The organism is Adhaeribacter terrigena, assembly GCF_016623615.1.
Classification (GTDB): Bacteria; Bacteroidota; Bacteroidia; order Cytophagales; family Hymenobacteraceae; genus Adhaeribacter_A; species Adhaeribacter_A terrigena.
This window is the reverse complement of record NZ_JAEHFX010000002.1, coordinates 458,904-473,034: the sequence shown is the minus strand read 5'-3', so window position 1 is coordinate 473,034 and position 14,131 is coordinate 458,904. Positions and strand designations below refer to the sequence as shown.

13 protein-coding genes are annotated in these 14,131 nt (G+C 47.1%); 11 read left to right on the top strand and 2 right to left on the bottom strand.

Annotated elements, in window-relative coordinates; all coding sequences use genetic code 11:
* The first annotated feature begins 32 nt into the window (after positions 1–32).
* From I5M27_RS06115 to I5M27_RS06095, 5 genes are all read left to right on the top strand, one after another.
* Positions 33–314 (top strand): type II toxin-antitoxin system RelE/ParE family toxin, encoded by a 282-nt coding sequence (locus tag I5M27_RS06115; protein WP_200505296.1) that lies wholly within the window; start codon positions 33–35, stop codon positions 312–314.
* A gap of 2 nt (positions 315–316) precedes the next feature.
* On the top strand, positions 317–616 hold the full coding sequence (locus I5M27_RS06110) for a HigA family addiction module antitoxin (RefSeq protein WP_200505295.1): 300 nt from the start codon (positions 317–319) through the stop codon (positions 614–616).
* Positions 617–750: 134 nt separating this feature from the next.
* Positions 751–6,162 (top strand): alpha-2-macroglobulin family protein, encoded by a 5,412-nt coding sequence (locus tag I5M27_RS06105; protein WP_200505294.1) that lies wholly within the window; start codon positions 751–753, stop codon positions 6,160–6,162.
* A gap of 53 nt (positions 6,163–6,215) precedes the next feature.
* On the top strand, positions 6,216–6,464 hold the full coding sequence (locus tag I5M27_RS06100; RefSeq protein WP_200505293.1) for a hypothetical protein: 249 nt from the start codon (positions 6,216–6,218) through the stop codon (positions 6,462–6,464).
* A 93-nt stretch (positions 6,465–6,557) separates the two neighbouring features.
* Entirely contained in the window at positions 6,558–6,941 is a 384-nt protein-coding gene (locus I5M27_RS06095; protein ID WP_200505292.1) for an endonuclease domain-containing protein, read from the top strand.
* 82 nt (positions 6,942–7,023) lie between these two features.
* Here the strand turns inward: I5M27_RS06095 and I5M27_RS06090 are convergent, their stop codons facing one another.
* Entirely contained in the window at positions 7,024–8,295 is a 1,272-nt protein-coding gene (locus I5M27_RS06090; protein ID WP_200505291.1) for a Y-family DNA polymerase, read from the bottom strand.
* A gap of 1 nt (position 8,296) precedes the next feature.
* Complete coding sequence (locus tag I5M27_RS06085; RefSeq protein ID WP_200505290.1) at positions 8,297–8,761, bottom strand: LexA family protein; 465 nt, start codon at positions 8,759–8,761, stop codon at positions 8,297–8,299.
* Positions 8,762–8,986: 225 nt separating this feature from the next.
* Between I5M27_RS06085 and pbpC the strand changes: the two genes are divergently transcribed.
* From pbpC to I5M27_RS06055, 6 genes are all read left to right on the top strand, one after another.
* Positions 8,987–11,335 (top strand): penicillin-binding protein 1C, encoded by a 2,349-nt coding sequence (pbpC, locus tag I5M27_RS06080; protein WP_200505289.1) that lies wholly within the window; start codon positions 8,987–8,989, stop codon positions 11,333–11,335.
* Positions 11,336–12,059: 724 nt separating this feature from the next.
* Positions 12,060–12,683 carry a hypothetical protein gene (locus tag I5M27_RS06075; protein WP_200505288.1) on the top strand — a complete coding sequence of 208 codons (624 nt, stop codon included), beginning with the start codon at positions 12,060–12,062 and terminating at the stop codon, positions 12,681–12,683.
* 7 nt (positions 12,684–12,690) lie between these two features.
* Positions 12,691–12,999 (top strand): winged helix-turn-helix domain-containing protein, encoded by a 309-nt coding sequence (locus I5M27_RS06070; RefSeq protein WP_200505287.1) that lies wholly within the window; start codon positions 12,691–12,693, stop codon positions 12,997–12,999.
* 80 nt (positions 13,000–13,079) lie between these two features.
* The gene (locus I5M27_RS06065; protein WP_200505286.1) at positions 13,080–13,427 is read left to right on the top strand and encodes a potassium transporter KefB; all 348 of its coding nucleotides are present in this window, start codon (positions 13,080–13,082) and stop codon (positions 13,425–13,427) included.
* Positions 13,428–13,481: 54 nt separating this feature from the next.
* A complete protein-coding gene (locus I5M27_RS06060; RefSeq protein ID WP_200505285.1) occupies positions 13,482–13,727 on the top strand; it encodes a hypothetical protein in 246 nt (81 codons plus the stop codon).
* A gap of 108 nt (positions 13,728–13,835) precedes the next feature.
* Positions 13,836–14,126: a hypothetical protein gene (locus I5M27_RS06055; protein ID WP_200505284.1), complete on the top strand. Its 291-nt coding sequence runs from the start codon at positions 13,836–13,838 to the stop codon at positions 14,124–14,126.
* Positions 14,127–14,131 lie beyond the last annotated feature (5 nt).

Here is a 14,131-nt window from a genome sequence, read left to right as displayed (position 1 = left end):
TATCTTTGGCGTTAGTATCGTAAAACGGAAGTATGATCATTTCATTTGGCTCAAAGGAAACTGAGAAAATCTGGCTAGGTGAAAGGTCAAAGAAACTGCCGTCTGAAATTCAGGAAATTGCCCGTAGGAAACTTCGGATGCTACATAACTCACAAACGGTAACCGATTTAAGAATTCCGCCTTCCAACCGGCTGGAAAAATTGAGTGGTAACCTGAAGGAATTTTACAGCATTCGCATAAACAACCAATGGCGCATTATTTTCAAGTGGAATGAAGGCCAGGCTTCCGAAGTAGAAATTATGGATTATCATTGAAAATGGAAAAGTTACCTAACATTCATCCCGGCGAAATTTTAGCGGAAGAATTCTTGCTTCCACTGAACATTACTGCTTACCGTTTAGCGAAAGAAACGGGTATTCCGCAAACCCGCATCTCCGAAATCTTGAAAAAAAACCGCCGAATCACGGCTGATACCGCTTTACGCCTGGCTGCCTATTTTGGTAATTCGCCTAAATTCTGGTTAGGGTTACAGGATGATTTTGACCTGGAAGAAGAACTTAATTCTAAGCAGCAGATCTTTGAAAAAATAAAGCCTTTTCAGGCTAATGCGGCCTGAAAAATAACGCAATTCTTAAACATTTCTTCACCACTATATTCCCGCTTTTGCGTACCTTAGAAACGACCTAAAAACCAATCGTTTCTATGTTTTCCCGCCAATTCCAAGCCCGACTTTTTACCCCATTTTCCCTAGTGTTTTTAATCTTCTCAGTCAGCTGCTCCAAACTCTCCAACACCCTGGAAGTGGAAAGCCGCAACTTCGATGAGGAGATTGCTCAGTACCAGAACCTGGTTTTCCGGTTCAACAAAGATGTGGTTGGCGATTCGTTGTTGAACCGCTGGGATTCTACGGCTTACATTAGCTTTAAACCGGCGGTAAAAGGCAAGTTCCGCTGGAGCAATTCCCGGGAGCTGACCTTCTCCCCTTTTGAGCCTTTTGCGCCCAGCACCAAATACGTAGCTAAGTTGCAGCCCGCGCTGGCAAATCTCAGCAAAGACAAACCAAAACTCAACGCTGAAGACAGCATAGTATTTCACACCCCGTTGCTTTCGCTGACCGGCACGCAGGTTTACTGGACGATGTCGGCCAGGCAGGCAAATTCGGTGGATATCCGGGTGAACGTTAATTTCAACTACCCGGTAAAACCTACGGATGTGGATCGGTTGGCACACATTTTTGTAGATGGCAAGGAAGTAAAAAAGGAACTGGCAACTTCGGAAACAGGTCAAACAGTTGGCTTCATCATTAATGCCTTGCCGGAAAACCAGGCGGAAAGTGTACCGCTGAAAATCGTGATCGATAAAGGCTTGCAGCCGGTGGGGGGCAACTGGAAAACCCCGGAAAACTTAACGCTGCAATCAGAAATTCCGCCGAAAGGGGTATTCCAGGTGGCAGAAATTTCGGGTTCATTTGTGGAAGGCGAAGGCGTGATGAACGTGTTTATGAACCAGCCGGTGCAAGCCGAAAAGCTGGAGAGTTTTATCAGCATTTCCCCTACCGTTCCGGTTACGGTGGAGGCGCACGACAATGGTTTTGAAGTGCGCGGCAAATTCAGGAGCGGCGAAAATTACCAGATCGTTATTTCCAAAGAGCTGAAAAGTATGTTCGGCATTACGCTTGGCAAAGAGCATTCGCAGTACGTTTCGTTCGGAGAATTGCAGCCTTCGGTAAGTTTCGTAAACACCAAAGCCTTTTATTTGGGCGCAGCCGGAAACCGGAATTTAGCCGTGAACCTGGTAGATGTGCCGAAGGTGAAAGTAACCATTGCGCGGGTGTATGCCAATAACGTGCACGCCTTTATGCGCACCGGCGAAGAATACGGCTACGATTACCAATCCGAAGAAGATTACCAACCCAACGCAGACGGCGAATACGTGGACCGTTCCTACCAATATTACAACACTGCCGATTTCGGCGATGTGGTTTCAACCCGCACCTACGAAACCAAAAACCTGCCGAAAAACGGTAATCAAACCCTATTGAATTTAAGCCTGGCCGATCTGGATTACAACTCCGAATTCAAAGGAATTTACGTGGTGCAGATCCGGGATACGGAGCGGCAATATTTACAGGCTTCCAAAATTATTTCGGTTTCCGATATTGGTTTAATTGCCCGGCAAGGTGCAGATGAAGTGTTGGTTTTCGCCAATTCCATAAAATCTACTGCGGCACTGCCCGGCATAAAAGTAAACTTCATCAGCACGAATAACCAGGTGGTGCAATCGGTTACGACGGATAAAAACGGCGTGGCCAAATTCACCGGTTCGCCGTTGAACAAGCACTTCAAGATCGGTATGGTTTCGGCGCAAAAAGGGCAGGATTTCAATTTTATGATCCTGGAACGGAACCGCGTGGAAACTTCGCGTTTTGAGGTGGGTGGTTTACGCAGCAACCCTGCCCAATACGACGCTTTCATTTACGGCGACCGCGACATATACCGCCCCGGCGACACCGTACACGTGAACACCATTTTAAGAACCCAGGACTGGAAAACGCTGGCGAATATCCCGGTAAAAATAAAGCTGCTACTGCCAACTGGTCGCGAATACAAAGCTTACCGCCAGACCTTAAATTCCCAGGGAGCTTTCCAAAGCGATTTCTATTTGCCGCCAGCTTCAATGACGGGACAATATACTATCGAGGTTTATTCGGGTAACGATGTGCTGCTGAATTCCAAAAAGATCAGCGTGGAAGAATTCATTCCGGACCGCATAAAAGTTGACCTGAAACTACAAAAGCCAGACGTAAAACCGGGCGAAACGCAAACAGCTTCAATCACGGCAACCAACCTGTTCGGACCACCGGCGGTAGGTCGCAAAGCTGAATTCGATTTCAGTCTGAAGCGCAAGACTTTTTCGCCCCAAAAGTATACCGATTACAATTTCAATTTAGAAGGCGCCAACAATATTACGTTTCAGAACGAATTAAAGACCGCCGAAACGAACGAAGCAGGTTTTGCTACGCAGGAATACCAGGTGCCTGATTACAAAGATCTCGGCGTGCTGGAAGGTAAAGTTTTCTCCACCGTTTTCGACGAAACCGGCAGACCGGTGAACCGCCTGAAAACCTTCGAAGTACCGACCCAAACCGCTTTCTTCGGCATTAAGTCTTTTAATTCCTGGGTGAATACGCGGCAGGTTTTGCCTATGCACCTCATTGCCCTGAACAAAGCCGGGAAACCGCTACAAAACGCGACGGCCAATGTGCAGATCATCCGGAAAGTTTGGGAAACGGTGGTGCAAGGTCGGGAAGGTGGTCGTTACGGCTATAACTCGCAAATGCGGGAACAGGTAGTTACGTCGCGCGATATTGCCATCAGCGGCAGCGGTACGACCTTTAATTTCAATCCGCTGAATTCCGGGGAATATGAAATACGCGTGCGAAGACCGGGCGCCGAAACTTATGTGGCACAGCACTTTTACGCGTATGGCTACGGCGATACGCAAAGCAATTCCTTCGAAGTAAACAACGAAGGTGAAGTCACCATCGAATTCGACAAAGCGGAATACCAGGTTGGCGAAAAAGCGAATATTTTGTTCAAGTCGCCGTTTGCCGGGAAGATTCTGGTAACGGTGGAGCGGAATAAAGTTTACGAACACTACTATTTGCCAACCGATAAAAAATCCGCCAGCCTGAACCTCGAAATCAAAGATGCTTTCCTGCCGAACGTGTACATCACAGCAACGGCTATCCGGCAGATGACGGCGAACAGCGGTTTGCCGCTCACGGTGGCGCGCGGTTTTAAGCCGTTGCTGGTAGCGAAAGCCAGCACCAAACTGGCGGTAAATATTTCGGCGCCAGTACAAAGCCGCAGCCAAAAAACGCAAACCATAAACGTAAAAACGACACCGAATGCGGAAGTTACGCTGGCCGTGGTGGACGAAGGAATTCTGCAATTAAAGAACTACGAAACGCCCGACCCGTTCAAATTTTTCTACCAGAAACGCGCGCTGGAAGTTAACCCGTTCGACCTCTACCCTTACCTCTTTCCCGAACTGAGCGGCAAACGTTCCAGCTCCGGCGGCGACGGCTACGACCTTAGTAAACGCGTGAACCCGCTCACCAGCAAACGCGTGAAACTAGTAACCTTCTGGAGCGGAAAATTGACCGCCAATGCCAACGGCGAAGTTTCTTACAAAGTACCCATTCCGCAGTTTTCGGGAGCCTTGCGCGTAATGGCGGTGGCGTACAAATACAACGCGTTCGGGGCTTCGGAAAAATTCATAAAAGTAGCCGACCCGGTGGTAATTTCTACGGCGTTGCCCCGGTTTTTAAGCCCCGGCGATACCGTTTCGGTGCCGGTTACGCTGAGCAATACCACTTCCAAACCAACTTCGGCTACGGCTAAACTGCAGCTTTCCGGTCCGTTGCAGGCTTCCGGAAATACCTCTCAAACGGTGCAAATAAAGCCGAATTCCGAAAAGCAGGTTACGTTTAAAGTGTATTCGAAAAACAGCATCGGCAACGGTTCGGTGCTGGTAATGGTGAACGCGCTGAACGAAACCTTCCGGGAGAAAACCGACATTTCGGTGCGGCCGCCGGCTTCGCTGCAAAAGGTTTCCGGAAACGGTATGGTTGCGGCCGGGAAAAGTCAGGACATCAGTTTTAAGACCGATTTTATGCCGGGTTCTGCCTCGGCGCGCCTTATTGTGAGCAAGTCGCCGATGGTGCAGTTTGCCGGCGATCTGCGGTATTTGATCCAGTACCCGTACGGCTGCGTGGAGCAAACCATTTCGGCCGCTTTCCCGCAAATTTATTACGCCGACCTGGCCAAAAGTTTAAGGCAGGATAAAAAAGCCACCCGCTACAACCCCGACTACAACGTGCAGGAAGCCATCCGGAAACTGGAAACGATGCAGCTTTACAACGGCGGAATGGCCTACTGGCCGGGGACAGATATGGAAAACTGGTGGAGCACGGCTTACGCGGCGCATTTCCTCTTGGAAGCCCAGCGCGCCGGTTTCCAGGTCAACGCCAAAATGCTGAACAAAATGTTCGAGTACCTGCAAATGAAGCTGAAAACCCGCGAAACGGAACGCTATACTTTTTATGATGAAAAGGGAAAAGAACACACCAAAACCATCGCCAAAAAGGAAATTTTCTATTCGCTTTACGTGCTGGCGGTGGTAAATAAATACGACGTAACGGCGATGAATTATTACAAAGCCAACCCCGGTTTGCTCGCCATCGACAGCAAATATCTGCTGGCCAGTGCCTTCGCGATGTACGGCAACAACCGCAATTTCCTGGCTCTTCTTCCGAAAAGCTTTTCCGGCGAAAACTCGAAACGCGAACTCTGGGGCAGCTTTTACTCCGCCATCCGCGACGAAGCTCTGGCCCTGAACGCCCTGCTCACCGCCCAACCAAACCACCCGGCCATCGGGGAAATGGCGCGGCATTTATCGCAGCAACTGAAGTCGGAACGCTGGCTCAACACCCAGGAACGCGCCTTTGCGTTGCTGGCCCTAGGCAAGCTTTCCAAAGCCAACGCAAACCAGAATATTACCGCCACGGTAACGGCCAACGGCAAACAGATCGGCAGCTTTAAAGCCGACGAACTGGTGCTCACGCAGAACCTCACGAACCAAAACCTGACGATCAAAACAAGCGGCAGCGGTAGTTTGTACTATTTCTGGGAGCAGGAAGGCATCAGTCCGACGGGCGCTTACAAAGAGGAAGACAATTACCTGAAAGTGCGCAAGCATTTCTACGACCGTAACGGCCGCGAAATTACCGGCAACACCTTTAATCTGAACGACCTGATCGTGGTAAAACTCACCCTCCAAGCCTCCGATTTCAGCACCTCCGTAGAGAACGTAGCAATCACCGACATCCTGCCAGCCGGCTTCGAAATTGAGAACCCGCGCATTGGCGCCGTACCCGAAATGGCCTGGGTAAAAGACGCCGCCACCCCCGATTATTTCGACATTCGCGACGACCGGATCAACCTCTTCACCACCGCCACCAGCAGCCCGAAAAACTTCTATTATTTAGTTAGAGCGGTTAGCAAAGGGCAGTATAAAATGGGTCCGGTTAGCGCAGATGCGATGTATAATGCGGAGTATCATTCTTATTGGGGAAGTGGGGTTGTGGTGGTTAAATAGGGAGTTTAACTATTGAATAAAAATGATAATAACGTTCAAATTAATTAAAAACTATGAAGGAGGAGCCAAAATACATAGGAACAATATCTAATAAAACTTTGCGGGATTATGTACTAGACAATAATCTTTCAAACGAACATAAGATTTTGCTACACCCAAATAACTTTGATGATATTGTTTTGGAGTATAGAGATTTATACAAAAAAAGTATACCAGATCCGTATTATATATTTGAGACTTTAATAGATGAATCTCCTAATGGGTTAGTACCAGCAGATAAGATTCTTGTTAAGAAAGTTTAGGTTCTAATACAATTAAGATTTTTTCTCTCAATTTATCCGATCAAGTCCCCCTTTGGAGGGGGACCGCATTGAACAAACTTTCTGCTAAATTTTATGCCTGAGCTGGAAAATAATTTCTACAACAAAAACCTGAAGCCATTGGCCCGGAATATGCGCAACGATTCTACTAAGGCGGAAATCAGGTTATGGTGTGAAATATTATCCGGTAAAAGAATGCTTGGCTATGGTTTCAGAAGGCAGCGGCCGGTTGGGAATTACATTGCTGATTTTCTTTGTAAAGAATTAATGTTGATAGTTGAGGTGGATGGGTATTCTCATAATTTTAAAATGGAGGAAGATGTGAAACGGGATGCGCAATTGCAAGCTTTAGGTTTTACTACATTGCGTTTTTCGGATCGGGAGGTGATGCAGGATATTGAGAATGTATGGCGGACTTTGGAATTTTGGATTTTTGAAGGGGAAAATAGTTTGTCATAATAACCTGTCCTCCCCCTAGCACCCTCCAAAGGGGTCGATCGTGATAATTTGTTTTTAAAACGCTATCATTTTTCAAAAAAACTCACCAGACCTCTAATAAATCGCTTAACCGCGTAGTATAGCACGGCGACAGCATTTCGCTTTTCATTTTCCAGGGCCGTACAAATCCCTGCGCAGCACTCAACACCATATCTTTTCCATAACGCTGGTTTACTTTGTCTAATGCCTGCATTGCTTTGGCGTGTTTTTCCCGGTCAACGGTATCCAGCAAACTTCCCTGCACCTGGCTATCGGGGCACAAACCGGACACGATCACGCCGCTTTTTTTATACTTATAGCCCGGCACGTATAATTGTTCAACGGCTTTGCGCACATATTTCAGTAATTCCGGAGTACTGTTGGTGGCTACCGGTAGCGCTACGGTCTGGCTGAAATACAGATAATCGGGTTGCGGAAAGCGCTTTCGCATTACAAAAACTGTTACGCAGGCAGCGCAGGATTTTTGCTTCCGAAGTTTGGCGGCGCAGCGGGCAGCATAATTGGCGGTTGCTTCCTGAATATCGGGCAGAGCCGTTAATTTGTAGCCGAAAGACCGGGACGTGCAGATGTGCTTTTTCGGGTCGTACGTCATTTCCAAGTCCAGGCAAGGTTCGCCGCGCAATTCCTTCATCGTCCGGAAACCGACCACCGTTAAATGCTTTTTAATAAAAGAATCCGGTGCCTGACACAAGTCCCAAGCCGTTTCCATACCGTAAACCGAAAGCTTCTTCGCATAGCGTCGTCCGATTCCCCATATACTGCCAATAGATGTTCTTTTAAGGGCTGCTTCAATGTGGTTTGGATCAGTTAAAACCAATACGCCGTCAGCCTTATCCGATTTTTTGGACAAGCGGTTTGCTAATTTTGCCAACGTTTTCGTTGGTGCTACGCCTACCGAAATCGGGATGCTGGTATATTGTAAAACTGTGTCTTTTATTTGGCGGCTATACTTCTGAAGATCGACATTGTAAAAATTCCCTAGATCCAGAAACGCTTCATCGATGGAATATACCTCTATGTTCGGCGAAAACGTAGATAAAATGCTCATTACGCGGTTGCTCATATCGCCATACAGAATATAATTACTACTGAAAGCTTGTACATTATGCTGCTCCAGCAATTCCTTTACTTCGTACGCAGCCTGCCCGATTTTGCTCCCTCCCAATATTACCTTGGCTTCGTTAGAACTGGCAATGATACAGCCGTCATTATTACTGAGCACTACTACCGGTATGCCATTCAGTTTCGGCTGAAAAACACGTTCGCAGCTGGCGTAGAAATTATTGCAATCTACTAAAGCAAATAAACTGGTCATATTATTGGACTTTATGGATGCACCAGGTTACTACGCCCCAAGCCTGAAAACGGGAACTTTCTTCGGGCAAGAGAATAGGCGGATAAGCCGGATTTTCAGGGTGCAGGTAATACTGATTTTGATTTTTCACCAGTCGCTTTACCGTAAATTCATTATCCAGCAAGCCAATTATAACTTGGTTAAGGCGTGGCTTTAATGAACGATCTACTACTAACAAATCACCTTCGTGCAGGTTAGCATCTCGCATGGAATCACCGCGAACCTTCAGGAAGTAAGTGGCCGAAGGATGCGCAATTAAAAGTTCTTGCAGATTGATTTTATCTTCCAAATAATCTTCAGCAGGCGAAGGAAAACCGGCCGAAATTGGAGTTGAATAAAAGGGTATATCAATTTCTAAATTTGTAGCTTCGACCACTTCGAAGCCGGCTCTTATCAGTTTTGCTAAAATTATTATATCATTTTCCATAGTTGTAGTGGCTTTAAAAAGGTCTTACGCCACAAATATGCAAAAAATCTATATAATTACTAATTATTTTAGCAATTTAATCTCATTTAAACAGTGAATACTATTAAAATTGGTTATTTAAAGTGCATTACGAATACATTTAAGGCTTTTCGTACTTTTATAAAGCAGTCATGCCTCACTATTCTAAAGAGAAGCAATGCAATAATTTGCTTTCAGTTTTAAGCTATGAATTTCAGCAGGAAACCAACCTTCAAAACCATCCTCCGCAACCGCTACCTCCGCGCCGTTGTCCGTTGGTTTTTAGCACCGGTTTTTGGGCTCATAACCCTAGCGTTTTTACTCAACTTCCTTTTCCCTTTAAAAGTCAACCTCAATTATTCACCGCTGGTTACGGCCGCAGATGGCACGGTACTGCACGCGTTCCTGAACCATAATCAGAAGTGGCGGATGAAAACGGAATTGGATGAAATTACCCCGACCTTGCAAAAGGCCATTGTTTATAAGGAAGACAAATATTTTTACCGGCACCCGGGCGTAAATCCGGCGGCCATTTGCAGAGCGTTTTTCAACAATATAGTGCGGGGGCGGAAAACCAGTGGGGCCAGCACCATCACGATGCAGGTGGCGCGCTTGCTGGAGCCCAAGGAACGGACATACGGCAACAAACTGGTCGAACTTTTCCGGGCGTTGCAGCTGGAATGGTATTTCAGCAAAGCCGAGATCCTGCAGTTTTACCTAAATCTGGCGCCGTATGGCAGCAACATTGAAGGGGTAAAATCGGCGGCACTGCTTTATTTTCAGCAACCGCCTAACTACCTCAGCTTGGCCCAGACCGTTACGCTCGCCATCATCCCCAACCGCCCAACTTCGCTGGTTTTAGGCAAGAACAATAATGCCATTTTAAAGGAACGAAACCGCTGGCTGGAGTATTTCCGGCAGGAAGGTTTGTTCCCGGAAAAGGAAATTGAAGATGCTTTGCAGGAACCGTTAATTGCGAAGCGCCACGCCGCGCCTAAGTTTGCGCCGCATTTTGCCTACCGTTTGCTCCGGCAGTTTCCGCAGCAGCCTATTATCCGCACCAATTTAGACCGGCAAAAGCAAACTAAAACCGAAGTGCTCACCAACAACTACGTGCAGCGGCTTCACAGCCTGGGCATTACAAATGCCGCTGTGCTGGTGATCGATAACCGCACCCGGAAAGTGGTTTCTTACGTGGGTTCGGCTGATTTTGAAGACCGGGAAAATTACGGGCAGGTAGATGGCATCCGGGCAGTGCGGTCGCCGGGAAGTACGCTGAAACCGTTCCTGTATGCGCTGGCTTTCGACCGCGGACTAATCACGCCGAAGATGACGCTGACCGACGTGCCAACCGATTTTGGCGGCTACCAACCCGAAAACTTCGACAAGAAATTCAACGGCAACATTACGGTAGAAAAAGCATTGGCCTATTCGCTAAACGTGCCGGCGGTGAAGATCCTGGAGCAAATGGGCGTGAATATTTTTGTGCAACAGCTGAAGCAGGCTGGTTTTGAGCAGGTGAAGAAAGACGAACGGAAATTGGGATTGTCTTCGGTTCTAGGTGGTTGCGGAGTGAAGCTGGAAGAGCTGGGAAACTTGTTTGCGACCTTTGCCAACGAAGGAAAATACGCGCCGCTGCAGTGGCTTCAGACCGATTCCGTGCTGCAAACTATTCCACTTTTTTCGCCATCGGCAGCTTATTTAACTACCGAAATTCTGGCCCAGCTTACTCGTCCGGACCTGCCGAATACCTATGCCAGCAGTATGCATTTACCGAAGATCGCCTGGAAAACCGGTACTTCCTATGGTCGCCGCGACGCCTGGAGCATCGGCTACAACAAGCATTACACCATCGGCGTTTGGGTAGGCAATTTCAACGGCGTGGGCGTTCCGGCTTTAACCGGCACCGACATCGGCACGCCACTTCTCTTCGACCTGTTCAACGCCCTAGAATACAATTCTTCCAACGACTGGTACACGCCGCCGCCTGCCCTGGCTTTCCGGTCGGTTTGCACCGAAAGCGGTTTGCAGTCGGAAGAATTCTGCCAGAACGAGCAACTGGATTATTTCCTGCCGGGCATCACCCAAACCCCGAAATGCAGCCATTTAAGAAGAATGTTCGTTTCCGCAGATGAGCAATTTTCCTACTGTCGCGATTGCCTGCCGCCGAACGGTTACATCAAAAAATTCTACCCGAACGAACCCCGCGAACTGGTGGCTTTTTACGAACGGGAAGGAATTCCGTACCAGAAACTTCCAACTCATAACCCGGCCTGTTCAAGGGTTTTTGCGGAGAATGCACCGTTCATTGCATCGCCGGCTGACGGCACGGAATATTTGGTGGAGCGGGAAGAAAACCAGCAATTAATGCTCAGCGCACAGGCCGATAAGGAAGTAAAAAAAGTGTACTGGTACGTGAATGATAAATTCTACAAAGAAGCCGGGGTGCACGAAAAGGTGTTCTTTTTACCGGAACCCGGGCAGCTCAAGATTTCCTGTGCGGATGATAAGGGAAGAAGTTCGGATTGCTTTGTGCAGGTGAAGTATTTGAATTGAGTTTTGGTCATTCCGCGCACAAGTGAGTGACAGAGTGAGTGTGTGAGGGAAGAAGCATGAAGCTTGTGAGCGTAGCTCTAGAGGAAACTTATAAAGCCAGTTTAATGAGTTTAGTACTTAGAAATGATTCCGTTTTCCGCGTCATCTCGACGTCAGGAGAGATCTCATCAAGTTAATTGAATGCCGGCTATTTAGTTTTCAGGTTTTTAAGCATAGCGTTTTCATAGCAACCTTTAACACTTAATTCATAACTTTTAACTTTCATAGGTAGCTTTCTCCCTCAAGCCGGGTGGCTTCGTTTCTGCGTTCGCGGCTGCAACCCTTCCTGCCCTTGCGGGCTGCCTGTGGCACCGGAAGTCTTGGAGGCCGCTCTCACAGAAACTGGTGTCCGTTTCCCTTCGTAGCTAACTTCTTTTTAGTTTAGTTTTCCGGATAACGTGATTTTCAAGGTACGCTGCGCTGGCGATAGGCGTGAAATCAGAATATTAAGTTAACCGCTTAGGAAATCTACTTTACTCTTAAAGTTGTAAAAATTGAAATTCAGGATTTAGAATACTGTCTTAACCATTCGACTTTTTCAGTTCAAAAGCATATCGTTTAAGATTGTCCTGTTCTCCAAAAAATGGTAATTCTTGAATTTTATTCAGAAACCTAAAATAAAATAACCTAAAACCCTTGCCTTTACGTAAATGCTTATTAACTTTGAAATGCAAAGTACTTTTATATGAACCAGCAGCAAGACCAGTTAGCAACCCTGCATGAGATCCGCAACATCATGGATCGTTCATCCCGGTTTATTTCCCTGAGCGGACTTTCGGGCGTGGCGGCCGGCGTTTCGGCGCTTCTGGGAGCAACAGCAGTGAAATGGTATCTGGTGAAGCATGAAATAAACTATAGCGAAAGCTTAGGTCGTAATCTGAGCAGCGATGCGATCTTCTTTATGCTTTTGGTGGCGGCATTGGTGTTTATTCTGGCGTTTTGTTCGGCTTCTTTTTTTACGGTCCGCAACGCGCGCAAATCCAATCATCGGGTGTGGGATAGCAAAACGGAACGCATGCTGGTGAACTTGTTTATACCGTTGGCGGCGGGCGGCCTGTTTTGTGCAGTATTGTTCTACCACAACCTGCTGTTTTTAGTGGCGCCGGTGATGCTTATTTTTTATGGTTGTGCGCTCTTAAATGCCAGCAAGTATACCCTGAGCGACATCCGCTATCTTGGTATTTTCGAGATTGTATTGGGATTACTGGCGAGCTTTTTTGTGGGTTATGGTTTATTAGCCTGGACGGTGGGGTTTGGGGTGCTGCACATTGTGTATGGCATGCTGGTGTATTTTAAGTACGAACGCTAACAAACCCGTGAAAAGTTACCTCGAAAATATAAATAAAGCCTTCGAAAGCAGGGCGCGGCTCGGCATTATGTCGGTGCTGATGGTGGACGAACGGGTTGATTTCAATACACTGAAAGATACGCTGCAATTAACCGACGGCAATCTGGCCAGTCACTTACGAGCGCTAGAAGAAGCTGAATATTTACGCGTAGAGAAGCAGTTTGTAGGCCGAAAACCAAATACTACTTACCATGCCACCGACTTAGGTCGGGAAGCTTTTAAAAACCATCTGGATGCTCTGGAACAACTGATTTTAAGCAACCGTAAAGACAATTAATATTTTTTTAGACCTTTACTTTGTATTTCAAAGTACTTTAAACACAAGCAAAAGTATTCTACACTTAACTTAAAACAAGCATGTCACAGCAAAAAAACGTAACGACTCCCCAACATGGCGCTTCCCTGGGTAACTGCCTAAGTATTGGGGCTGGAATTGCATTGCTCCTTATTTTGTTTTTCCTGATCTCTGGCGGCTGGTTTACCCAGCAACCCAAACCGGAATGGGAAAAATACTGGATGATCCGGCCGTTGATCGTGGTCCCGATTGCCGGTGCAGCGGGAGGTGCGTTATTTTACTTTCTTGGTTTTCTGCGAAATCAGGGCGGCTGGATAACGGCCCTGGCTTATTTCCTGAGCACTGTAGGTTACATCATTATTCTGTGGCTGGGTACTGTTTTTGGCTTAGCCGGCACCTGGTGGAATTAAACCTGCCTGATCCGGAAAATATAAATCTCAAAACCAAACTTTTAACCAATAATTATGATAACGCATAACTTTAGACTTCCCGGCAACCTGCTGCTGGTAGCCGGCATTTTATTGATCCCGGTTATGGCCGGCTTTCCCTGGACCGCACTCGATTATCTCGTGGCGGGGAGTGTGTTAACCATTACAGTTTTCCTGTGCGAGCTTGTCTTCAGGAAGGTAAAAAATAAAACCAACCGGATCGTGCTGCTTGGCGGCCTTCTGGCACTGCTAATGCTTTTTTGGGCCTGGGCGGTAGCCTGAAGCAAAACGACCAGGCAATTGGAAAATCTCTGGCCTTGCTATATATACAAGGAGGTTAATAAGAAACTTAACAATTCATTCAGTCAACCATTTTAAAAACTATTTACGATGATCATGCTAAACAAAAGAATTTCTGCCATTTTAATTACGGTAGCCCTGATCCTGAGCATTCCCTTAATTGCCATGCAGTTTACCGATGAAGTAGACTGGAGCCCCGGGGATTTTATAATAATGGGCATTTTACTGACCGGCACGGGGCTTTTATGCGAATTGGCGTTCCGGAAGATCCAAAACCCGGTGAACCGGTTCATCCTGATTTTATCTATTCTGGCGGCGCTTTTCCTGATCTGGGCGGAACTGGCGGTAGGCATTTTCGGGTCGCCTTTTGCGGGTAGTTAAGCAGC